The following is a 21,292-nucleotide window of genomic DNA, read 5'->3' on the forward strand; positions in this document are numbered from 1 at the left end:
AAATTTAAAAGATAAAACTAAACCGGCAAAATGTTTTGCGTATTTTTTACACAAACTTTAACTCAAAGTAGATGCCTTCTTGTGTTAACTGATTGTATTTTTGTTTGTTAAAGGTAAAATATTTGCCCGGGCGGCCACCTTTTTTTTCTGATACACGGTCCGTTTCATCTATAAAACCGAAACTCATTATCTTTTTACGAAAATTGCGGCGGTCTATTTCCTGACGCGAAATAGTACTGTAAAGGCGTTCCAGATCAGAGAAAAGGAAGTATTCGGGCAGCAGGTCAAATCCTATCGGTTGGTAAGTAAGCTTAGCCCTTAGCCGTTGTAGGGCGGTTTCTATTATTATATTGTGGTCAAATGCCAGTGGAGGAATTTCGTTTACATTGCACCATTGTACCTTATCGGCATCTGTATTGGCCTTAACGGTGGTTTTAGCAGAATCAATCAGCGCAAAATACGCTACCGAAATTACCCTGTTACGGGAGTCGCGGTGTACATCATCGCCAAAGGTATACAGTTGTTCCAGGTAGTTTACGGTAACATTAGTTTCTTCCATAAGCTCACGCTTTACGGCATCTATAAGCGGCTCACTGTCTTGTACAAGGCCGCCCGGCAGTGCCCAGTAAGGGTCTTGCCCATTAAATTTTTGCTGTATAAGCAGTACATACAATGTACCACCGGCGTAGCCGAATACTACGGCGTCTACTGCTATGCGGATGTTTTGCAGCATTGTTTTGCGTATTGATTACACAAAAGTACAAAAAAGAATATGCCCGAACCTTAATCTTTACTGTAAACTGTAAACCGTAACTGAACACTGCCACTGCAAACTAAGCACTCGGTATAGCGGCAATGAGCTTTTTGGTATACTCTTTTTCGGGGTGGGCATACAGGGCATCGGCTTCATTCATTTCTTCAATTTGGCCTTTATTCATTACCAGCACCTGATCGCTCATGTACTTAACCACCGCCAGGTCATGCGAAATAAATATATACGTAAACCCAAAGTTTTCCTTTAGCTCGTTAAGCAAATTAAGCACCTGCGCCTGTACGGAAATATCCAGTGCCGAAACACTTTCGTCGCATACTATAAGTTTTGGTTGAAGTGCTATAGTACGCGCTATGCCTATACGCTGGCGCTGCCCGCCGCTAAACTCGTGCGGGTAACGGTTAAAGTGTTCCTCGCCCAAGCCGGTACGGTGCAATATTTCTATGGCTTTTTCACGGCGCTCTGCTTCTGTTTTGTACAGCTTGTGCACTTTCATGGGTTCCATAATGGCTTGTCCCACGGTAAGTCGGGGATTAAGAGACGAGTATGGGTCCTGGAAAATAATTTGTATTTCCTTACGCAGTTCCCGTATTTCTTTGTCTGATAGTTTAGTAAGGTCTTTGCCGCGGTACAGTATTTTTCCGGCGGTGGCTTTGTCCAGCTGTAGTATGGCATTGCCTAGTGTACTCTTGCCACAACCTGATTCGCCCACAAGCCCCAGGGTTTCGCCCTCGTAAATTTTAAAGCTCACATTATTTACCGCCTTAAAGCTTGCTTTTGCGCCAAACAACCCTGCATTAGAAACATACTCTTTTTCTACATTGATTACTTCCAGCAAAGGCGGCTGGCTGTACATTTTTTTATGGTTTTCGGCACGTTGTGCAGGGGTAACCTCGGTGGTATTAACAGTATTATTTAAAAAATCCTGAATGGTAGGCAGACGCTTTAGCCGTATATCTAACGATGGCCTGGAGCTTATAAGCGCTTTTGTGTAGGTGTGCTGAGGGTTGGCAAAAATTTCGCTTGCAGTACCCTGCTCCACAATGTCACCACGATACATAACCACTACACGGTCTGCTATTTCGCTAACCAATGACAGGTCATGCGAAATAAAAATAATGCTCATGCCGGTTTGCTGCTGTAGCTCTTTAAGCAGTAGTACTATTTCTTTTTGTACCGTAACATCGAGCGCTGTGGTGGGCTCGTCGGCAATAAGTATTTTAGGATTGCAGGCTATGGCCATGGCTATCATTACACGCTGTTTTTGCCCACCCGAAATTTCGTGCGGGTATCGGTTGTAGATGGCCTCCGGGTTAGGTAGTTTTACTTTGTTAAACAGCTCCAGCACTTTGGCTTTAATTTCAGCATCAGAAAGTTTTGTATGCTCCTGCAAAATTTCAGCTACCTGAAAACCACACTTTAACGATGGGTTTAATGAACTCATGGGTTCCTGGAAAATCATGCTGATTTCTCCCCCACGCAGTTTCCGTAATTCTTTTTGGCTTAAAGCCGAAACATCACGTCCATCAAAGGTGATGCTGCCCGCGGTAATTTGCAGTATACCCTTTGGAAGCAATCCCATTAAAGCAAGTGAGGTAACTGATTTTCCGCTGCCTGATTCGCCCACTATGCCCAGGACTTCATTTTGATGTAAGGTAAAGGTGCTTCCTTTTACAATGGGTGTCCATTGGCCCTGCTTTCGGGCCGAGATTGTGAGGTTATCTATGTGTAGCAGCATATTCATAAGGTAAAGATACTATTTTTTGTATTTGCTGTTGCAGATTGTTGTTACTGGCACGGGGTTTGCTGCTTTGGCAGAATTTTACCACCAAATTTTTGTTAACAAAATAATGTAAGGCAAAAGGCATAAGGGCAATTACTTAGAATGATTCTTTGTAAGGGGGAAAGTTTTTACCCTGTAGTGTTACTATAATTGTTATCTTTGTGCCCTGCCCGAAACACACGAAAGTAGATGAGTTTAGTTACCCCTAAAGAGGTTGCAAAAGCAATTAAAACAGATAAGTACGGATTTTTAGGGACCTTTTCAGGATGGCTTCTTATGAAGATCCTGAAAATAGACACCATGAACAAAATTTACGACAGGAACAAGCACCTTAGCGACCTGGAGTTTCTTAATTCGCTTCTGGATGAGTTCCAGATTAAATTTGAGATACCCGAGGAAGACCTTAAGCGCCTGCCGAAAACCGGTCCGTACATTACCATATCTAACCACCCGCTGGGCGGTATTGATGGTATTTTGTTGCTTAAACTTATGGTAGAAAGGCAGCCTGATTTTAAGATTATAGCTAACTTTTTACTGCACCGCATAGAGCCTCTTAAGCCGTATGTAATGCCGGTTAACCCGTTTGAAACCCACAAAGATGCCAAGAGCAGTGTTGCCGGGATTAAAGATGCCCTGCGCCACCTTAAAGACGGCCACCCTCTGGGGATTTTTCCTGCGGGAGAGGTTAGTACCTATAAAGATGATAAGCTGATTGTAGATAAACCATGGGAGGAAGGTGCCATAAAGCTGATAAAAAAAGCGCAGGTACCCGTTGTGCCTATTTACTTCCATGCTAAAAACAGCCGCCTGTTTTACTGGCTGTCGCAAATTAGCGATACCCTGCGTACCGCAAAACTGCCCAGCGAACTGCTAACCCAAAAACGCCGTGTTATTAAGGTGCGTATAGGTAAGCCTATTTCGCCTGCGGAACAAGCCGAGTATGAAACGGCAGCCGACTTTGGTGAGTTCCTGCGCCGTAAAACCTATATGCTGGCTAATCCGTTCCAAAAAGAATCTAAACTGCTGGATACGGCTAACCTTAACCTGAAGCTGACTAAAGAGCCTAAGAAAATAGCCCTGCCTGCAAACCAGGATAAAATACTGGCCGAAATAGCCGAACTGCGCAAACAGGAAACCCGACTGCTGCAAAGCAAAAACTATGAGGTGTTTTTTGTTCAGGCAGATAAGATACCAAACATCCTGCATGAACTGGGCCGCCTTCGCGAAATTACGTTCCGTGAGGTAGGGGAGGGTACTAACGAATCATTAGACCTTGATCAGTACGATAAATACTACCACCACATGTTCCTTTGGGACGACGATACCAAGCGTGTGGCAGGTGCCTATCGTATGGGGCTGGGGGCGCAGATTTACAAAAAGTACGGCATAGACGGTTTTTACCTGCACGACCTGTTCCGTTTTGAGCCCGAGCTTTATGATATGATGAGCAAGTCCATAGAAATGGGACGTGCCTTTATTGTAAAGGATTATCAGCAAAAACCGATGCCTTTGTTCCTGTTATGGAAAGGCGTGGTACATACCACACTACATTACCCTGAGCATAAGTATCTTATAGGAGGTGTGAGCATAAGCAACCAGTTTAGCGATTTTAGTAAGTCGCTTATGATAGAGTTTATGAAATCGCACTATTACGACCCGTATATAGCGCAGTACATTCACCCTAAAAAAGAGTACAAGGTAAAGCTTAAGGATGATGATAAAGACTTTGTATTTAACGAAGCGGAAGCCGACCTTAATAAGTTTGATAAAATAATAGAGGAGGTAGAGCCGGGTAACCTGCGCCTGCCGGTACTGATTAAAAAGTACATAAAGCAAAACGCGCGTGTTATTGCCTTTAACGTCGACCCATTGTTTAACAATGCCGTAGACGGACTAATGTACATACGCATAGCAGACCTGCCCGAAAGCACGGTAAAACCTGTTATGGAGGAGTTCCAGGCCGAACTGGAGCGTAAGGTAGCCGAAAGAGGAGAAGACGGTATATAACTACCAGACCTGATATGAACAAAATAGCCCCATTTGGGGCTATTTTTTTAGTACTGCTTTGTACTTATTTCATTTGTGTAATAATCTTCAATTTTAGGGTCGGGGCCATAATTATTAGGACCGTAGTCGCCGTTTGTAGCTAATAATATAAGCAGCCAAATGCCCCCTACAACCGGTATAAATCCCACCAATATATACAAGCCGCTTTTATTGGTGTCATGCAGTCTCCTTACTGTAGCCGCAACTAATGGTAAAAATGTGACTAAGGCGTAAGCAATGTACATTGTGATGCCTGTATCATCTAAAATAAATATTAGCAGGCTTAGTAACAGTGTGATAACAATATTACATATAATAAAATTCCAAAATTCTGCCCTGCGTGCCCTTCCTGAAAAATTTGCGTAGTTATCCCTAACTACTTTTAAGTACCAGTTAATCATAGTTGTATTTTGTTGGTTTGCCCTACTCTGTTAAGGATTTTCGGTTGCTCCTGTTGTACGTACTAAAATATAAAATTTTTACGGAAAGCAGCTTCTTTTAACAAAAATCAGAAAACCGCTTTTATCTTATCTACAATAACCTGTGCCAGGCGTTCATGGCTTTCAAAAGTCCACCCGGCTATGTGGGGTGTAAGCAATACATTAGGCGCATCCAGTAAATACTGAAACGCCTCCGGGATATCGCCACCGCTAAACAGGGTTTCAAACGATGATTTTTCGTATTCTAAAACATCCAGCCCGGCACCCAGCACCTTACCGGATTTAAGCGCATTGGCTAAATCGGCTGTAACCACGCTGTTTCCCCTTGCTGTATTTATAAACCAAAACGGCTTGGCAAACGCGTTTATAAAATCTGCGTTTATCATTTTATCCGTTTCCGGGGTCCAAGGCGTATGCAGGCTTACTATATCGGCCTTTTGCCTCAATTCCTGTAACGGAACCTGTGTTGCATTAGCATCGCCCACGCCCTCTTTAATGTCATAGCATAGTATCTCCACATCAAAACCGCGCAGCTTTTTAGCAAAGCTTTTACCCATGTTTCCGTAGCCTATAATGCCCACCGTTTTACCGTCCAGTTCATGCCCTCGGTTGCCTTCGCGTATCCAGTGGCCATCCCTTATTTCACGGTCCGCCTTGTTCAGGTTATTAAACAGGCTCAGGAGCATGCCTAGTGCCTGTTCGCCTACCGCGTTGCGGTTGCCTTCGGGCGCGGCAATAAGGTGGATACCTTTGCTCAGGGCATAATCACAATCAATGCTTTCCAGCCCGGCACCTACACGGGCTATAAATTTCAGGTTAGTAGCGCGGTCTATAAAAGTGCGGTCTATTTTAAACCTGCTGCGGATAACAATGCCGTTATACCCGGCTATTTTATTCTCTACTTCGGCCTTGGTGCTTTTATAGTCACCTTCGTTTATAAAACCGGCATCCTCCAGTCCGTTCCACAAAACCGGATGGTTTGTATCAAGATGGAGGATGCGTATGTTGTTGTATTCGTTGTTCATTATATGTGTTTAATCGATAACCATTTCCGGGATTTCGCCTTCAATAATCAGGTTGCCCTCGGTGGCTTTAATAATATCTTCCACGCTTACCCCCGGTGCACGTTCCAGTAGCTTAAAGCCTTCGGGTACAATTTCAAGTACGGCAAGCTCTGTAACCACTTTTTTTACGCAGCCCACGCCGGTAAGTGGTAAAGAGCAGCGTTTAAGCAGTTTGCTTTCGCCGGCTTTGTTTACGTGCATCATGGCCACAATAATGTTTTCAGCACTGGCTACAAGGTCCATGGCGCCACCCATACCTTTTACCATTTTCCCGGGTATTTTCCAGTTGGCTATGTCGCCGTTTTCGGCAACCTCCATGGCACCCAGTATGGTAAGGTCTACGTGCTGCCCACGAATCATACCAAAGCTGGTAGCACTATCAAAAAACGATGCGCCCGGCAGGGTAGTTATGGTTTGTTTACCCGCATTAATAACATCGGCATCTTCCTCACCCTCAAAAGGGAAAGGCCCCATGCCCAGTACGCCGTTCTCGCTTTGAAACTCTACACTTATGTCTTCCCTAACGTAATTAGCTACCAGTGTAGGTATACCAATACCAAGGTTTACAAAATAACCGTCTTTTACTTCACGGGCTATTCTCTTTGCAATATCTTCTTTACCTAATGCCATTGTTAGTTACGTTTTCTGGTGGTACGTTGCTCAATACGTTTCTCATATTTTTCTCCCTGGAAAATGCGCTGTACAAAAATTCCCGGTACGTGGATAAAGTTAGGGTCCAGTGTCCCGGCAGGTACCAGTTCCTCCACTTCTGCAATGGTAATTTTTGCTGCACCCGCCATAACGGCGTTAAAGTTTTTAGAAGTCCCCTTAAAGATAAGGTTTCCGGCTTCGTCACCTTTCCATGCTTTTACAATGGCAAAGTCGGCTTTATACGCGTGTTCCAAGATGTGCATTTTACCGTTAAACTCGCGAGCTTCCTTACCCTCGGCTACTTCGGTACCATAACCGGCCGGGGTAAAAAATGCAGGTATACCCGCCTGTGCCGCGCGGCACTTTTCGGCAAGGGTACCCTGAGGTGTAAGTTCTACCTCAAGCTCGCCACTAAGCATTTGGCGTTCAAACTCGGCGTTTTCGCCCACGTAGCTCGATATCATTTTTTTAATCTGCTTTTTTTGTAGCAACAATCCCAGGCCGAAATCATCTACCCCGGCGTTGTTACTAATGCAGGTAAGGCCGCTTACGCCTTTTTTAACCAGTTGTGCTATGCTGTTTTCCGGAATACCGCACAGCCCGAAACCGCCCAGCATTATGGTAACATCATTGTGTATATCTTGCAGGGCTTCCTCAACTCCCTGCACTTTTTTATTAATCATACAATTTATTTTAAAATTGAGGTATAAATATATAAAAAAACACCTTCAATTGAAGGTGTTTTTTACAATGAGTGAAATATTTTTAAACATCTATGGTAAATCAATACCCTCTGTAGAAGGTGCCGCTATACTGTCAATTTCGGTAGTATCTTTAACTTTTGGCTTCATGTAGCAGTCTACCTTAATATCCAGGTTGGCCGGGCGTTCAAACGGTCGTTGCGATACCTTAAATACCACACTGTCGTCTGCATATACTTTTTTCATAAACAAGCCCCATATAGGCAGTGCCATGGTAGCACCCTGACCATAAATAAGGCTGTTAAAGTGTGCAGCTCGGTCTTCGTTACCTACCCAAACACCGGTACACAGGTTTGGTACCATACCTATAAACCAACCGTCACTCTGGTTTTGTGTAGTACCTGTTTTACCGGCAATAGGGTTTATGATTTTATACGGATAGCCCGTCATACGCTCGTAACCGGTACCTCCTGCGCCGCCCCATTTAAGGCGCGCGCCAGATCCTGTTTCGGTAACGCCTTCCAGAAGTTTTAGTACGGCATAAGCAACGTCTTTGCTCATTACCTCATGCGTTTCAGATTCGGCCTCGTAAAGTACCACACCGTTTTTATCTTCAATTTTTGTAATCAGCTGTGGCTTTACATACATACCCTGGTTTGCAAAGGTACTGTAGGCAGCCACCATTTCGCTTACGGTAACATCGGCACTACCAAGAGCAATACTTGGCTGTACAGGGATTTTACTGCTAATACCCAGGTTTTTAGCCATGTCTACCACCGGCTGTGGCCCTGTTTTGTCTATCAGCTTTGCCGATACCGTGTTTATAGAGTAGGCAAGTGCCTGCTTAAGGGTTACGGTACCGCGGTACTGCCCGTTAGAGTTTTGCGGATTCCAGTCGGCATCAATGCCGTATTTGCCTTTTGGCATGCTGAAAGGCCCGTCTATAATAGTGTCGCAAGGCGACATGTGCAGCTGCTCAATAGCCGTAGCGTATACAATGGGTTTAAAGGTAGAACCCACCTGGCGTGCACCCTGTGCTACGTGGTCGTACTGAAAATACTTGTAGTTAATACCGCCCACCCAAGCTTTTACATAGCCGGTTTGTGGCTCCATACTCATAACACCCGTTTGCAGGAAATGCTTGTAGTAGCGTATAGAGTCCAGTGGGGTCATTACAGTATCACGTTCGCCTTTCCATGTAAATACCGTCATGTCGGTCTTTTCGCTGAACGACTTTATAATTTCGCTTTCGCTTTTTCCTTCGCTTTCCATTATCCTCCAGCGTTCGCTGTTGCGCATGGCCCGATCCAGTATTTTTTTGGTCTCAGCTTCAGAGATATTTACAAACGGAGCGTTTTTGTTTTTCTTCTGTTTTATGAAAAACTCTTCCTGCAGGTTAGCCAGGTGCTCGCTTACCGCTTCTTCGGCATACTGTTGTAGTTTAGAATCAAGCGTGGTATAAATTTTAAGTCCGTCCCTGTAAATGTCGTACTCGCTACCATCTTCTTTTTTGTGGTCTTTTGCCCATGTGGCCATCCATCCGCGTATGTATTCGCGGCAGTAGGTGGCAAGCCCGTCTTTGTGGCTTTCAGGGTGGTAATGCAGCACAATGTGTTTTTGTTCTATTTTGGCTTTAGTAGCTTCGTCTAGCTTGCCGTTTTTAACCATTTGTGCCAATACCGTATTACGGCGGTCTTCCATGCGTTTTTTAGCCTTTTCGCTGGTGCGAGTAGGGTTGTATAACGATGGGTTTTTTAGCATACCTACAATTACAGCCGATTCTTCCAGCTTAAGGTCTTTCGGTTCTTTACCAAAGTAGGTTTTTGTAGCCGATCGTATACCCACGGCATTGTGGGTAAAGTCTACCGTGTTAAAGTACATGGCTATGATTTCCTCTTTGGTATACTGCCTTTCCAGCTTTACTGCAATGATCCATTCTTTTACCTTCTGAATCATCCTCATTATAATGTTCTTAGAACCCTCTCCGTGAAAAAGGTTTTTAGCCAGCTGCTGGGTTACCGTACTGGCACCCCCGCTGCGGCCCAGTGTGGCAATAGCCCTTAGGGTACCGCGGGCATCAATACCCGAGTGGTCATAAAAACGTTCGTCTTCAGTAGCAACAAGTGCTTCTACAAGGCTTTTAGGCAGGTCTGCGTACTTAACCGGGGTACGGTTTTCCATGTAAAACTTACCTAGGGTTTGTCCGTCTGCACTGATTACCTCTGTAGCTACATTGTAGCTGGGGTCTTCCAGCTGCTCAAAGCTTGGCATTTTACCAAAAACGCCCCACGATGCCAACAGGAAGAATAGCACAATACCCAGCATGGAATAGCCAAATATCTTCCAGAATTTTTTTACGTAATGCGAATAGTCTTCTTTACCGTTGTTCATTGCCATAATGCATTATTTTTTCTCAATTCGTAGTCCTACTTCGGTAACACCTTCCAGCTTTTGTACACCCGGAATTTCGTTAGCCTTGCGTACGGCCTGCTGTATACTGAATTTGTATTTCCCTTTTTTAGAGAGGCGTATGTTTTCTTTATACCACAGTTTACTTTCCTTAACATCGCTAAAGCCGCTGCCCATAAGGGTACCATCCGGGTTGGCCATTTGGTACTCCAGGGTATCGGCCAGTATGCGCTTGTTACCAGGCTCTTCCATTTGTACAATAAGGAAAATATTACTGTACGGATAGCTGTTGTTTGTACGCGTGGTTACAAACATGTTATACAACTGTGTAGTGTCGGCCGACTCATAGTTAAAGGTAAGTACGCTGTCTTTGTTCCAGCCGTCGAGTTCTTTATACTCGTCAAATACCCTTTTTTCGTCGCAAGATGCCAGCAAAAGCAGTGCCGCTATTGCCGTAAGGCTATTTTTGATCATTGCCATTTTTATCTCCCGATGGTTTTTTCTTATTACGGTTATGGTGTTTTTTCTTCTTTTGTGCATCATTAGCCCCTTCGGCGCCTTCGGCTCTTGGCTGGCTGTTTTCGCCATCCCTTGGTTGCTGTTGTGGGCGTGGTTTGCGCTCTGTATTACGGTCGTTATTACGCTCCCTGTTATCTGTGCGTTCGCCACGTTCTGCGCGCTCAGGCCTTTCGCCGCGCGGCGCATTATTACGCTCCCTGTTGTCTGTACGTTCCGGGCGATCTGTGCGTTCGCCGCGTTCTGCACGTTCCGGCCTTTCGGCGTTATTGTTGCGCTCCCTGTTACGGTCGCGGTTATCACGGCGTTCGCCGCGCTCCGGCCTTTCGCCACGTGGTGTGTTGTTGTTGTTGCGTTCCCTGTTATCAGTACGTTCGCCACGTTCCGGCCTTTCGGTACGCTCGCCGCGTTCCGGGCGGTCGTCCCTGCGCCTGTTTCGGTTATCGCGTGCAGGGGCTTCGGCTACGGCAGTTGTATCGCCTTTTTCGCCTTTGCCGCGCTGCGGTTTTTTGCGCCTGCGCTTAGGAGCATCAAAACGCGTAAGGCTGTCTTGCCCCACGGCATTCATAAAGCTCTTTTCGGTTTCGTCTGCATCGTCTTCCACTACATAATCCTCTAACGACGAAACAGGCTCCCTTAGTTTATTCATTTGAATAATTTCCTTCACCTGGTCTGCCTCAAGCACGTGCCAGTGGGCAGTATCGTTAGTATAGGCAAACCACATAAGGCCTTTAAAGATGTCTATTTTTTGGCATATAGCCTCACCTTTTTCGGTATATACGCGGGTATCCATATCCGGAAGCTCCTTAAGGGCATCCAGGTACGTGTCCAGCTCATAGTTAAGGCAGCATTTAAGTTTACCGCACTGGCCTGCAAGTTTTTGCGGGTTAAGCGATAACTGCTGGTAACGCGCCGCGCTGGTGTTTACGCTACGGAAATCAGTAAGCCAGGTACTACAACACAATTCGCGGCCGCAAGAACCCACGCCACCAAGGCGCGATGCCTCCTGGCGGAACCCTACCTGCTTCATTTCTATACGTATGCCGAACTCGCGCGCGTAATCTTTAATCAGCTGGCGGAAGTCTACACGGTCGTTAGCGGTATAGTAAAAGGTAGCCTTAGACGCATCGCCCTGAAACTCTATGTCGGAAATTTTCATTTCCAGGTTCAGGCGTATGGCTATTTCGCGGGCAATTACCTTCATAGGTTCCTCGCGGTTACGCGCGTTTTGCCAAATGTCTATGTCCTTTTGTGTAGCCTTTCGGTATATTTTAAGCACCTCCCCATCAGGGTTAGCGCCTTTCTTTTTCATTTGGATTTTTACCAGTTCGCCCGTAAGGGTTACAATACCTATATCATGCCCGGGTGAAGCCTCTGTGGCTACCACATCGCCCATGCTCAGGGTAAGATTTTCGTGGTTACGGTAAAAATCTTTGCGTCCGTTTTTAAAGCGCACCTCTACGCAGTCAAAGGGTTTTTGCCCACCCGGCAGGGTCATGTTGCCCAGCCAGTCGAATACGGTAAGTTTGTTGCAGCTATCGGTGCCGCAGGTTCCATTATTTTTACATCCTTTCGGTGCTCCGCCGGAGCCCGAAGAACAGCTAGTACATGCCATAAGTGTGTATATATATAGGTCGTGGCCGTGCCACTACGTGTCGTTGGTTACTAAATCTAAAAATGTTTTTGTGGGTAAAGATAGTGTTTTTTTACCTAACGGGTACATAAAGGCCTTTTTCGATAGTAGTGACCCCCTGTTAAACCCTGTAAATGTTAAAAATTATAGGTAATTATTAAGAAATGGTTTATAAAAGTGCTAAAGTTACGCTAAACCGATTGCAAAAACATACAACTTTGGCCCTTAGGCACGTAATTTGGTTACTGTCAAATCAACGTTGGGGGTTTACCCGGCTAACGTACTTAAATTTTTTGACCATTATGAAAACGATTCGACTTTTTGTGGTTACTATGCTGCTGATGGCGGCAGGCCACGCAAATGCCCAACTTTCCGTTAATGTAAACATAGGAAACCCGCCTGCATGGGGCCCTGCCGGATATACCGAAGTACGCTACTACTACCTGCCCGACATTAGCATGTACTATGACGTAAGCACAAGTGAATACATTTATGCCCGAAACGGTGCCTGGGTGCGTACCACAGTGGTGCCTGTGCGCTACCGAAACTACGATTTTTATAACGGCTACAAAGTGGTACTAAACGACTACCGCGGCGGTACGCCTTATGTATATTACAAAACGCACCACAACAAGTATCCGCGCGGATACCACCCCGGCCCACAGGCTACCTACGGCCCGCGCCCGGTGGTGGTAAACCATGTGCATAATACAGTAGTGGTAAAAGAACGCGGACACGGACACGGCGGTGGTCATGGCCATGGTCGCGGACACGGACACGGAAGGCACTAAACTCGTGCAACACAACTTCTGTTCTATTTTTAAGATAAAAACCGGCTCAGTGATGAGCCGGTTTTTTTGTGCCTTTTTGTGAAATATTCCAATATGGAATACAGGTAAATCTTACAGAATATTGTTGAAAACTAAAACAGTCGTGCGGACAATTGTAGGCGGGTCAATTGTCCGCACCGAAATAACTTTAAAAGTTTATGGACATCAGAGAACAATTTGGGATAAAGGTTAAGGAACTCCGTGATATTAAGGGGTTTTCAATAGAACATCTTGCCAATGTGTCAAACATTGACCGCAACTATATATCAGATATTGAGAAGGGGAAGCGTAATGTTTCAATTGTGATAATGGAAAAAATTATCCATGCTCTTGATGCCGATTTTGCAACTTTTTTTAATGATAAAAGATTTAGGAAGTAATGATAAAGTATTCTAAGATACGAGAGAAGTTAAAGATAGATGTTAACCGGAATACTGACAATGGGCTGGCTAATCTAACTCACTATTTACAAAATCAATCTGAAGATGTAAGTGAAATTTACAGGCCCGAGGCTGAAGAGCACCTTAGTTATCTTCATGAGAAGTTGAATTTAGTTGAAGAGCCTGATTTTCAATATTACCTTCCTATAAAATGGGATATTCCATTTCCTCCCGTTAAAGCGCCAAATTTCAAGTTTATAGATCTATTCGCTGGAATAGGAGGTATAAGACTAGCATATCAAAATTTAGGTGGTGAATGTGTTTTTACCAGTGAATGGGATACATACTCGAGAAAAACATACGAAGCTAATTTTGGAGAAGTTCCATTTGGTGATATTACTAAAATAAGTGAGGAGGAAATCCCGGATCATGATGTATTGCTTGCAGGCTTTCCTTGCCAGCCATTTTCGATTGCAGGTGTTTCAAAAAAAAATGCACTTGGTAGAGCGCATGGATTTCTCGATGAAACCCAAGGAACTTTATTTTTTGACATAGCTCGTATTTTAAAGCATAAGCGACCTAAAACTTTTATGCTTGAAAATGTTAAAAATCTAGTTTCACATGATAAAGGCAATACATTTAAAGTAATCCAAAATACACTTAAAGAACTCAACTATAATATTTATTTTAAAGTTCTTGATGGTAAGTATTATGTTCCTCAACATAGGGAAAGGATAATTATTGTCGGTTTCGATAATGAATACTTTAAGGGTGAAGAACAGTTTGAGTTTCCGGAGAGAAAAGAGGTTGTTCATCGAATACAGGATATTCTTGAGTCAAAAGTTGATGATAAATATACTTTATCTGATAAGCTTTGGAATTATCTACAGGAGTATGCTAAAAAGCACAAAGCTAAAGGTAATGGTTTTGGTTTTGGGCTGACAGACCTAAACGGTGTTTCAAGAACTATAAGTGCGCGCTATTACAAAGATGGCGCTGAGATATTAATTCCGCAAAAAAATAAAAACCCACGTAGGCTTACGCCAAGAGAGTGTGCAAGACTTCAGGGTTTTCCAGATAGCTTTGTAATACCAGTTTCTGATAATCAGGCTTACAAGCAATTTGGAAATTCTGTTGTTTCTCCATTGATGCAGGCTGTGGGAGAAAAACTAATCCAACAATTACAAGCAGCCAATGGAAGAAATATTAAACAAAGCGATAAAATCAGTACAGCAGTCTGAAGTATCTTTTAGTAAATATATAACAGCCAATGATACTGGTGCTACAGGTGCACATCAAGCGGGTTTTCACGTACATAAAAATTCTTGGTCACTTTTCTTCAATACTCCTGGTGAGAAAGGAAGTAATAAAGATAAGTTCATTACTATAAGGTGGCAAGACACATTTGAAACCCAAAGTCGATTTATATATTATGGACAAGGTACGCGTAACGAGTATCGTTTGACAAGATTTGGAAAAGGATTTCCTTTTTTGACAGATGAAAATATTGGAGACTTATTAGTTCTTACGAAAAAAGATGAGGAGAATTACGAAGGATTTATTTTAAGCAGTGATGAAGATATTGATGATTTTCTTGCTGCAATAAATATCTCTTCCACCGATGTAAATGGAATTATTCCAAAACAGTTTCAAGAAAATGCTGAAAATAAACTATTGCGTTGTTTCGATTTATTCCTTAGAGCTTTAAAAATAGATTTTCCTCCTACTGTTGAACTTGCTTTAACCGCTAGGAATTGTTATATCGGGTCTTATGGATTAACAGAAAAAATTATAAAAGCCAACCCGGATGTAGAATTACTGAATTGGATAGACACCGAATTTCAGTTGTTTAAATTCATAGAGAATAACCGGTATACTGAACGTATTAAAAATCCTTTCCAAACTGTACAGGAGCTAATTGATATAGCTAACACAATTTTGAATAGAAGAAAAAGTAGGGCGGGTAAGTCTTTAGAGCATCATTTGTCCGAAATGTTTAATATTCATCAATTAAAGTATTCTTCTCAGGCTGTCACAGAAGGTAATAAGAAACCAGATTTTCTATTTCCAGAAGCAGATGCTTATCATAACTTACACTTCAGTGATGATAAATTGATTATGCTAGCGTCAAAAACGACTTGTAAGGATAGGTGGCGTCAGATTTTAAATGAAGCTGATAGGATTAAAACTAAGCATTTATTCACACTTCAACAAGGTATTTCCTCTAATCAGCTTAAAGAGATGTATGACCATAACGTTTGTCTCGTTGTGCCCAAACCATACTTAAAGAGCTTTCCTGAGGTTTTTAGAGATAAAATTATGACGTTAGATTCATTTATTGAATTTACAAAGAGCAAACAATTATAATGGACGTCCACAATCCTGAACAGCGTAGCAAGAACATGGCTGCTATTAAAAGTACCGCTACTAAAAGTGAAATATCTCTCGGGAAAGCATTGTGGCAGGAGGGCTTACGTTATCGTAAGAACAACAAGACTGTATTTGGTAAACCTGATTTTACCTTTAAAAAGTATAAAATAGCCATATTGTAGACAGCGAGTTTTTTCACGGGAAGGATTTTGAAACCAAAAAGAAACCCGCAACAAATGCTGAGTTTTGGGAAAAGAAAATCTCCCGTAATATAGAACGTGATAAGGAAGTAAACGAATACCTCATTTCTCAGGGCTGGACTGTATTACGATTTTGGAGTAATGACGTAAAGAAAAATTTATCGGAATGTGTGAGTAAAGTTAAGTCTGTTATTGAAAACAGAATTTAAACCCTTTCAAAAAACAGGGTATATTGCATCAATAAACTTAATTTTATATTTTTGACCCCATAAAATAAAAGGGTGTCATGGAGAAAAAGCACGAAAAAAGATGGTATGTGGCCTTTGGCCTAACCGCATTAATAGCCATAACAGGTTTGTTTTGGGATCACATAAAATGCGCTACCCCCACTGATTTTTTACCCGAAAGCGCCATAAATGGTGCCGATACCGCCTGGATACTGGCCTCATCTAGCCTGGTGCTGCTTATGACACCGGGGTTGTCGTTTTTTTACGGCGGTATGGTGGGCAAAAAAAATATAATTTCTACCATGCTGCAAAGCTTTATTTGCCTTGGCGTAATTTCTATACTGTGGGTAGTAGTGGGCTTTAGCCTTGCCTTTGGCGACTCTGCCGTTACCATTACCCTAGGTGGCCACGATTACGGACTCATAGGCAACATAAACCAGTATGCTTTTTTTGACAACGTGGAGCTTGCCCCACATGCCAAAATAGCCAGCACCATACCCTTTGTGCTGTTTGCAATGTTCCAGATGAAGTTTGCCATAATAACCCCGGCGCTTATAACCGGTTCCTTTGCCGAGAGGGTTCGGTTTATATCGTACCTGTTGTTTATTTGCCTGTTCTCTATAATAATATATACACCACTGTGCCACGCGGTGTGGTACCCGGACGGACTACTGGGCGCGTACTTTGGCGTTAAAGATTTTGCCGGTGGCACCGTAGTACACATGAGTGCCGGTTTTGCCGCCCTTGCCGGAGCCTTGTTTCTAGGCAAGCGCAAGGATGCCAACCACCAGCCGACAAACATTCCGTTTGTGCTGCTGGGTACAGGCCTGCTGTGGTTTGGCTGGTTTGGGTTTAATGCCGGTAGCTCGCTGGCGGCAAACGGTGTGGCGGCTAAGGCGTTTGCTACCACTACGGCTGCCTCTGCCGCGTGTATGATGACCTGGATTTTCTTCGATCGTATAAACGGGCGCAAGGTTTCGGCTATGGGTGCCTGTATAGGTGCTGTGGTGGGGCTTGTGGCCATAACCCCGGGTGCCGGCTATGTAACGGTGCCCGAGAGTATTTTCTTCGGGTTTATATCGGCCATTGTAAGTAACCTTATGATGTACTGGAAAAAACTGAAAAGCTTTGACGATTCACTCGACGTATTTGCCTGCCACGGGGTAGGGGGTATTATGGGTATGATACTTACCGCAATATTTGCCGAGGGCGAAAACGCCAGCTTGCTGCACGGTGGTTGGGAGGTATTTGGCCACCACATGACGGCACTGGTTATGGTAGCCATTTTCTCGTTTTTTGGAGCTATAGGCCTGTATAAATTGACCAATGTGTTTATCCCATTACGGGTTTCGGAGGAAGCCGAAGAAATGGGGCTCGACCTCTCACAACACGATGAAAGCATTGGCTTGTAATAAGTAAAGTATGTAAAATAGGTTATATATAATGCAAAAATCCGCCTTGCGCTATGCAGGGCGGATTTTTTGTTTTTTCTATTACGCTGCTATTGCCTGGTAAGCACATACGTACCGAAAGGCACACTGTAATCAGAAAACTCGGGCTCATGGTTAGGGTCTTCGCGAGAGCCTGTCATGGTAGTTTTAAATACCACCTTTACTTTTTGTACACCGCCTTCGTCTACACGCTCAAAGATCATCCTTGGTCCCATCATTAAAATATCTCTGTTTGGCTCGTCGAATGATAGGTACAGGCGGCGTGTTTCTGGGCCGCAACCAATACATCCTAAACTGTTTTGCCCTAAGATACAGGATCCGTGCAAGGAATAATAAATAGGGTTTGTGTAATTATTATTTAGTAGCGGCAACGTATTTACCACAGTGGTACCGTTTACCACGTATTTATAGCCTCCTATCAGCATGTCTTCAAAAAAATTTCTACGAGATGCACGTATTTTTTTCTGTAGGGTTATAGTAAGCGATGTATTTCCATTGGTATACATCCAGGTGCCTACAAAGGGATCTAAATCGTTATATAGGTCTTTGTAATAGGTATTGGGTACTGCGTAATCCGGGTTGTCATACAAAGGTTCTATTTGTTGAGCAGAAGCTGATAGCGTTGAGCCTATCAAAAGTAAGGTACATAATATTATTTTTCTCATGATTATTGTAGTGCGATTGCATGGTTAATCTGGGCGTACACTCATTTTTCTAATAATTTAAACACTTTCCCTTTGTAGTTTGGCGGTGCACTAAAATCTGCTATGGCTACGGTTACGGGATATACATTTTTAACCTTGGCACTGTACTTTCCTACTGATTCAATCAGGAATGTTAGCGTTCCACTTTCATCTGTAAATTCAGTGTGTAATAAATTGCCATCACCCTCTGTAATTTTTACATCGAAAATAATCCGCTCATCAGGTGTGGATTTATTAAGAATGGAATAGTCTAAAACAGTAATTTTCATGATGATGCTTTCTGTGGCTTGTTGGCTTTTATTTGGTCAGCTAAATATAATCATAAAACAGGAATCTTTATATTTACGGTATGAAGAAACTTACTCCCTACCTGCTGGTGGCTTCCCTTGGGTTTAGTGTATACACCTACATAGCGCCTGTAAAGCCGATTGATACCAAAGCCGATACTGCCGAAATAAACACCTTGCTAAACGACTGGCACGTGGCTGCTGCCAAAGCCGACTACAACGGATATTTTGATAAAATAGCCGCCGATGGGCACTATATAGGCACTGACGCTACAGAGAACTGGGACAAAAAAGCGTTTGAAGCGTTTAGTAAACCATATTTCGAGAAGGTTAAGGCGTGGGACTTTAAGCCCCTGGAACGCCATGTGTATTTTAGCAAAGATGGTAAAACCGCCTGGTTTGATGAGCTGCTGGATACCTGGATGAAAGCCTGCCGTGGCAGCGGAGTGCTTGAAAAAGAGGGTAAAACCTGGAAAATAAAACACTACGTATTGAGCATGACCGTGCCGAACGATGCCACCAAAGAGGTACTTCCGCTAAAAGCGAAGTATGAAGATACGCTTATAGAGAAAATGAAAAAACAATAACCGGCTTTGTTAACACCGTACTACGTAAACCAGGTTTTAAGCACCGGGAATATGTAATTGCTTACGCTGAGTATCGGGTAAAAGAAAATAGATTTTTGCAGGGTTTCTTCGCTGGCAAAAATATGGGTGCTGTTTATTTTCAGTAAAAAGTTTAGCAATACGCTTACAATAAGGCATACTTTTATTCCGCCAAAAAGCCCGCCCAAAATGCGGTTTACCATGCCCACGCCACCGGCTTCGGCAAGTTTTGTAAATACTTTGGCTAACAGGTAAACGCCTATTACCGCGGCTATAAAAGTGATGAAAAACACCGTAATACCGCCTGTGCCGGGTTTACTGCCGGCAAACAGCCCGGAGAATTTTATAGCTATAAACAATCCCACAACAAGGGCTACTAACGATGCCAGTTCTGAGAAAAGGCCTTTGCGTACGCCTTTAAATATACCCCATGCTAATAGGGCTGCCAGTATTATGTCTATAAATTTCATGGAGGCAAAGGTACATTACACACTGATTTTTAGCAAGTAGTTATTGCGGTGTAAATGGTTTATCTTTGCCGGTTTAATGTAACTTACAGACGAAGAATTATGTCGAGAGATGAACAACTGAAAGAACGCTGGGAACAGCTTGTAAATATACTTAGCACACGTTTTGCCGATGGCGATACACTGGATCTTGATGCTATAATCTACCTTATAGGCGTGCAGGAACTGGGGCAATTCCACAAAAAGTTTAAAAAAGACGAAAAAGTAAACCTTATGCACATAGCCATTTGCAGGCTGTTAGAACCATACGGCTACTATGAGTTCGATTTTTTTGATGCTGACGGTTGGCCGCACTACAAAGTAAAAGAACTGCTGCCCGTACTTAAGGCAGGCGAGCAAAGCGTACTAATGAAAACCGCTATTGTAGAGTACTTTTTAGAAAAAGGGCTTATTAAGTAATATTTTAAATAAGGCAGCAAGGGTTATAATACTGCTAAAACTCTTAGGGCGTAGTGGCATACCAATAATAAAATGCCTAAATTTGCACACTTTTGTTTGTTAAAGATGATAGATAAGATTAAAGGCTACATTGCCGAAGCCGAGGCGTTTAACGCTGCTACAAGGGAAGAACTGGAAGCATTCCGTATAAAGATACTGGGTAAAAAAGGCGTGCTGAACGATTTTTTTGCCGAGTTTAAAAATGTTCCTAACGAACTTAAGAAAGAATTTGGGCAGGTTATTAACCAGCTTAAAAATACTGCTGAGGCTAAAGTGGCCCATTTGCAAGAAGCTTTTGAAAGTAAAGAGGTAGCTAAAGGCCTGTATGGCGACCTAACGCGCCCGGGCGAACCATTTGCCATAGGCAGCCGCCACCCTATATCTATTGTAAAAAACCAGGTTATAGATATTTTTAGCAGTATAGGCTTTAACGTAAGCGAAGGGCCGGAAATTGAAGACGACTGGCACAACTTTACTGCGCTTAACCTGCCGGAGTACCACCCGGCACGCGATATGCAGGATACATTCTTTATACAGACAAACCCAGATGTGCTGCTGCGTACGCACACCTCATCTGTACAGGTGCGTTATATGGAAGAAAACAAGCCGCCTATCCGTACCATAAGTCCGGGAAGGGTGTTTCGTAATGAGGCCATTTCGTCGCGTTCGCACTGTATTTTCCACCAGATAGAAGGGCTGTATATAGATAAGGATGTATCGTTTGCCGATCTTAAGCAAACACTGCTGTACTTTACCAAAGAAATGTTTGGTAAAAGCAAAATACGCCTGCGCCCAAGCTATTTCCCATTTACGGAGCCAAGTGCCGAGGTAGACATTTATTGGGGGCTTAAAACAGAAACCGATTACCGTATTACTAAAGGTACCGGTTGGCTGGAAATTATGGGCTGCGGTATGGTAGATCCTAACGTTCTTAAAAACTGTGGTATAGACCCTACGCAGTACAATGGCTTTGCCTTTGGTATGGGTATAGAGCGTATGGCTATGCTGCTGTACCAGATAAGCGATATCCGTATGTTCTATGAAAACGATGTGCGTTTCCTGGAACAGTTTAAATCAAGTATATAATCAACAGATTATTTTTATCCGTATAATAAAGTTGAAGCCCCCGCATTGCGGGGGCTTCTTCCATCTTTTTGAATCAGTAATGAGAGAAAAATAACGGTTTTTACAAACCATTGTTGTTACAGCAAAGCTGAATATCTTGAGTTAAATATCTTACAACGCACAATTGCTTTAA

At 43.3% G+C, this 21,292-nt stretch carries 23 protein-coding genes; 11 read left to right on the forward strand and 12 right to left on the reverse strand.

The window, feature by feature from the left end; all coding sequences use genetic code 11:
* Window positions 1-46 precede the first annotated feature (46 nt).
* Together ACLI08_RS04270 and ACLI08_RS04275 are read right to left on the reverse strand one after the other, a co-directional pair.
* On the reverse strand, window positions 47-733 hold the full coding sequence (locus ACLI08_RS04270; RefSeq protein WP_411427219.1) for an NUDIX hydrolase: 687 nt from the start codon (window positions 731-733) through the stop codon (window positions 47-49).
* Between the two features lie 100 nt (window positions 734-833).
* A complete protein-coding gene (locus tag ACLI08_RS04275; protein ID WP_411427220.1) occupies window positions 834-2,516 on the reverse strand; it encodes an ABC transporter ATP-binding protein in 1,683 nt (560 codons plus the stop codon).
* 228 nt (window positions 2,517-2,744) lie between these two features.
* On the opposite strand from ACLI08_RS04275, the gene ACLI08_RS04280 reads away from it, so the two are divergent.
* Window positions 2,745-4,562: a GNAT family N-acyltransferase gene (locus ACLI08_RS04280; protein ID WP_411427221.1), complete on the forward strand. Its 1,818-nt coding sequence runs from the start codon at window positions 2,745-2,747 to the stop codon at window positions 4,560-4,562.
* A gap of 47 nt (window positions 4,563-4,609) precedes the next feature.
* Here the strand turns inward: ACLI08_RS04280 and ACLI08_RS04285 are convergent, their stop codons facing one another.
* From ACLI08_RS04285 to ricT, 7 genes are all read right to left on the reverse strand, one after another.
* Window positions 4,610-5,002: a DUF805 domain-containing protein gene (locus ACLI08_RS04285; RefSeq protein WP_411427222.1), complete on the reverse strand. Its 393-nt coding sequence runs from the start codon at window positions 5,000-5,002 to the stop codon at window positions 4,610-4,612.
* Between the two features lie 107 nt (window positions 5,003-5,109).
* A complete protein-coding gene (locus tag ACLI08_RS04290) occupies window positions 5,110-6,066 on the reverse strand; it encodes a 2-hydroxyacid dehydrogenase (protein WP_411427223.1) in 957 nt (318 codons plus the stop codon).
* A gap of 9 nt (window positions 6,067-6,075) precedes the next feature.
* Window positions 6,076-6,735: a 3-oxoacid CoA-transferase subunit B gene (locus tag ACLI08_RS04295; protein WP_411427224.1), complete on the reverse strand. Its 660-nt coding sequence runs from the start codon at window positions 6,733-6,735 to the stop codon at window positions 6,076-6,078.
* Window positions 6,736-6,737: 2 nt separating this feature from the next.
* On the reverse strand, window positions 6,738-7,439 hold the full coding sequence (locus tag ACLI08_RS04300; RefSeq protein WP_411427225.1) for a CoA transferase subunit A: 702 nt from the start codon (window positions 7,437-7,439) through the stop codon (window positions 6,738-6,740).
* A 90-nt stretch (window positions 7,440-7,529) separates the two neighbouring features.
* Window positions 7,530-9,854: a penicillin-binding protein 1A gene (locus ACLI08_RS04305; protein ID WP_411427226.1), complete on the reverse strand. Its 2,325-nt coding sequence runs from the start codon at window positions 9,852-9,854 to the stop codon at window positions 7,530-7,532.
* 6 nt (window positions 9,855-9,860) lie between these two features.
* A complete protein-coding gene (locus ACLI08_RS04310) occupies window positions 9,861-10,346 on the reverse strand; it encodes a gliding motility lipoprotein GldH (RefSeq protein ID WP_411427227.1) in 486 nt (161 codons plus the stop codon).
* Entirely contained in the window at window positions 10,327-11,997 is a 1,671-nt protein-coding gene (gene ricT / locus ACLI08_RS04315) for a regulatory iron-sulfur-containing complex subunit RicT (RefSeq protein WP_411427228.1), read from the reverse strand. The genes ACLI08_RS04310 and ricT overlap by 20 nt, the downstream gene beginning before the upstream one ends.
* Before the next feature lie 320 nt (window positions 11,998-12,317).
* Between ricT and ACLI08_RS04320 the strand changes: the two genes are divergently transcribed.
* The 7 genes from ACLI08_RS04320 to ACLI08_RS04350 all read left to right on the forward strand — a co-directional run bounded on the left by ACLI08_RS04320 (window position 12,318) and on the right by ACLI08_RS04350 (window position 17,434).
* Entirely contained in the window at window positions 12,318-12,806 is a 489-nt protein-coding gene (locus tag ACLI08_RS04320; RefSeq protein ID WP_411427229.1) for a hypothetical protein, read from the forward strand.
* Between the two features lie 197 nt (window positions 12,807-13,003).
* Window positions 13,004-13,225, forward strand: coding sequence for a helix-turn-helix domain-containing protein (locus tag ACLI08_RS04325; protein ID WP_411427230.1), 222 nt, complete (start codon window positions 13,004-13,006; stop codon window positions 13,223-13,225).
* A complete protein-coding gene (dcm, locus tag ACLI08_RS04330; RefSeq protein WP_411427231.1) occupies window positions 13,225-14,466 on the forward strand; it encodes a DNA (cytosine-5-)-methyltransferase in 1,242 nt (413 codons plus the stop codon). The genes ACLI08_RS04325 and dcm overlap by 1 nt, the downstream gene beginning before the upstream one ends.
* On the forward strand, window positions 14,420-15,592 hold the full coding sequence (locus ACLI08_RS04335) for a type II restriction endonuclease (RefSeq protein ID WP_411427232.1): 1,173 nt from the start codon (window positions 14,420-14,422) through the stop codon (window positions 15,590-15,592). The genes dcm and ACLI08_RS04335 overlap by 47 nt, the downstream gene beginning before the upstream one ends.
* Window positions 15,592-15,777 carry a hypothetical protein gene (locus tag ACLI08_RS04340; protein ID WP_411427233.1) on the forward strand — a complete coding sequence of 62 codons (186 nt, stop codon included), beginning with the start codon at window positions 15,592-15,594 and terminating at the stop codon, window positions 15,775-15,777. The genes ACLI08_RS04335 and ACLI08_RS04340 overlap by 1 nt, the downstream gene beginning before the upstream one ends.
* Window positions 15,778-15,899: 122 nt before the next feature.
* Window positions 15,900-16,004 carry a DUF559 domain-containing protein gene (locus ACLI08_RS04345; RefSeq protein ID WP_411427378.1) on the forward strand — a complete coding sequence of 35 codons (105 nt, stop codon included), beginning with the start codon at window positions 15,900-15,902 and terminating at the stop codon, window positions 16,002-16,004.
* Window positions 16,005-16,081: 77 nt separating this feature from the next.
* On the forward strand, window positions 16,082-17,434 hold the full coding sequence (locus ACLI08_RS04350) for an ammonium transporter (protein WP_411427234.1): 1,353 nt from the start codon (window positions 16,082-16,084) through the stop codon (window positions 17,432-17,434).
* Window positions 17,435-17,523: 89 nt separating this feature from the next.
* Here ACLI08_RS04350 and ACLI08_RS04355 read toward each other — a convergent pair whose 3' ends face one another.
* Window positions 17,524-18,138: a DUF6705 family protein gene (locus tag ACLI08_RS04355; protein WP_411427235.1), complete on the reverse strand. Its 615-nt coding sequence runs from the start codon at window positions 18,136-18,138 to the stop codon at window positions 17,524-17,526.
* 41 nt (window positions 18,139-18,179) lie between these two features.
* Window positions 18,180-18,446: a hypothetical protein gene (locus ACLI08_RS04360; protein WP_411427236.1), complete on the reverse strand. Its 267-nt coding sequence runs from the start codon at window positions 18,444-18,446 to the stop codon at window positions 18,180-18,182.
* An 80-nt stretch (window positions 18,447-18,526) separates the two neighbouring features.
* Between ACLI08_RS04360 and ACLI08_RS04365 the strand changes: the two genes are divergently transcribed.
* Window positions 18,527-19,051 carry a nuclear transport factor 2 family protein gene (locus tag ACLI08_RS04365; protein ID WP_411427237.1) on the forward strand — a complete coding sequence of 175 codons (525 nt, stop codon included), beginning with the start codon at window positions 18,527-18,529 and terminating at the stop codon, window positions 19,049-19,051.
* A 20-nt stretch (window positions 19,052-19,071) separates the two neighbouring features.
* On the opposite strand, the gene ACLI08_RS04370 is transcribed toward ACLI08_RS04365, so the two are convergent.
* Window positions 19,072-19,539 (reverse strand): CvpA family protein, encoded by a 468-nt coding sequence (locus tag ACLI08_RS04370; RefSeq protein ID WP_411427238.1) that lies wholly within the window; start codon window positions 19,537-19,539, stop codon window positions 19,072-19,074.
* A 99-nt stretch (window positions 19,540-19,638) separates the two neighbouring features.
* On the opposite strand from ACLI08_RS04370, the gene ACLI08_RS04375 reads away from it, so the two are divergent.
* Window positions 19,639-19,995 (forward strand): hypothetical protein, encoded by a 357-nt coding sequence (locus ACLI08_RS04375; protein WP_411427239.1) that lies wholly within the window; start codon window positions 19,639-19,641, stop codon window positions 19,993-19,995.
* Window positions 19,996-20,100: 105 nt separating this feature from the next.
* A complete protein-coding gene (pheS, locus tag ACLI08_RS04380) occupies window positions 20,101-21,120 on the forward strand; it encodes a phenylalanine--tRNA ligase subunit alpha (RefSeq protein ID WP_411427240.1) in 1,020 nt (339 codons plus the stop codon).
* The last annotated feature ends 172 nt before the right edge of the window (window positions 21,121-21,292 follow it).

The organism is Flavobacterium sp. RNTU_13, from assembly GCF_046614455.1.
Lineage (GTDB): Bacteria > Bacteroidota > Bacteroidia > Flavobacteriales > Flavobacteriaceae > Flavobacterium.

Bases quoted from the DNA above. Each gene is read 5' to 3' on its own strand.
- ACLI08_RS04270 (WP_411427219.1), bottom strand. From the start codon at position 733: ATGCTGCAAAACATCCGCATAGCAGTAGACGCCGTAGTATTCGGCTAC.
- ACLI08_RS04275 (WP_411427220.1), bottom strand. From the start codon at position 2,516: ATGAATATGCTGCTACACATAGATAACCTCACAATCTCGGCCCGAAAG.
- ACLI08_RS04280 (WP_411427221.1), top strand. From the start codon at position 2,745: ATGAGTTTAGTTACCCCTAAAGAGGTTGCAAAAGCAATTAAAACAGAT.
- ACLI08_RS04285 (WP_411427222.1), bottom strand. From the start codon at position 5,002: ATGATTAACTGGTACTTAAAAGTAGTTAGGGATAACTACGCAAATTTT.
- ACLI08_RS04290 (WP_411427223.1), bottom strand. From the start codon at position 6,066: ATGAACAACGAATACAACAACATACGCATCCTCCATCTTGATACAAAC.
- ACLI08_RS04295 (WP_411427224.1), bottom strand. From the start codon at position 6,735: ATGGCATTAGGTAAAGAAGATATTGCAAAGAGAATAGCCCGTGAAGTA.
- ACLI08_RS04300 (WP_411427225.1), bottom strand. From the start codon at position 7,439: ATGATTAATAAAAAAGTGCAGGGAGTTGAGGAAGCCCTGCAAGATATA.
- ACLI08_RS04305 (WP_411427226.1), bottom strand. From the start codon at position 9,854: ATGGCAATGAACAACGGTAAAGAAGACTATTCGCATTACGTAAAAAAA.
- ACLI08_RS04310 (WP_411427227.1), bottom strand. From the start codon at position 10,346: ATGGCAATGATCAAAAATAGCCTTACGGCAATAGCGGCACTGCTTTTG.
- ricT (WP_411427228.1), bottom strand. From the start codon at position 11,997: ATGGCATGTACTAGCTGTTCTTCGGGCTCCGGCGGAGCACCGAAAGGA.
- ACLI08_RS04320 (WP_411427229.1), top strand. From the start codon at position 12,318: ATGAAAACGATTCGACTTTTTGTGGTTACTATGCTGCTGATGGCGGCA.
- ACLI08_RS04325 (WP_411427230.1), top strand. From the start codon at position 13,004: ATGGACATCAGAGAACAATTTGGGATAAAGGTTAAGGAACTCCGTGAT.
- dcm (WP_411427231.1), top strand. From the start codon at position 13,225: ATGATAAAGTATTCTAAGATACGAGAGAAGTTAAAGATAGATGTTAAC.
- ACLI08_RS04335 (WP_411427232.1), top strand. From the start codon at position 14,420: ATGGAAGAAATATTAAACAAAGCGATAAAATCAGTACAGCAGTCTGAA.
- ACLI08_RS04340 (WP_411427233.1), top strand. From the start codon at position 15,592: ATGGACGTCCACAATCCTGAACAGCGTAGCAAGAACATGGCTGCTATT.
- ACLI08_RS04350 (WP_411427234.1), top strand. From the start codon at position 16,082: ATGGAGAAAAAGCACGAAAAAAGATGGTATGTGGCCTTTGGCCTAACC.
- ACLI08_RS04355 (WP_411427235.1), bottom strand. From the start codon at position 18,138: ATGAGAAAAATAATATTATGTACCTTACTTTTGATAGGCTCAACGCTA.
- ACLI08_RS04360 (WP_411427236.1), bottom strand. From the start codon at position 18,446: ATGAAAATTACTGTTTTAGACTATTCCATTCTTAATAAATCCACACCT.
- ACLI08_RS04365 (WP_411427237.1), top strand. From the start codon at position 18,527: ATGAAGAAACTTACTCCCTACCTGCTGGTGGCTTCCCTTGGGTTTAGT.
- ACLI08_RS04370 (WP_411427238.1), bottom strand. From the start codon at position 19,539: ATGAAATTTATAGACATAATACTGGCAGCCCTATTAGCATGGGGTATA.
- ACLI08_RS04375 (WP_411427239.1), top strand. From the start codon at position 19,639: ATGTCGAGAGATGAACAACTGAAAGAACGCTGGGAACAGCTTGTAAAT.
- pheS (WP_411427240.1), top strand. From the start codon at position 20,101: ATGATAGATAAGATTAAAGGCTACATTGCCGAAGCCGAGGCGTTTAAC.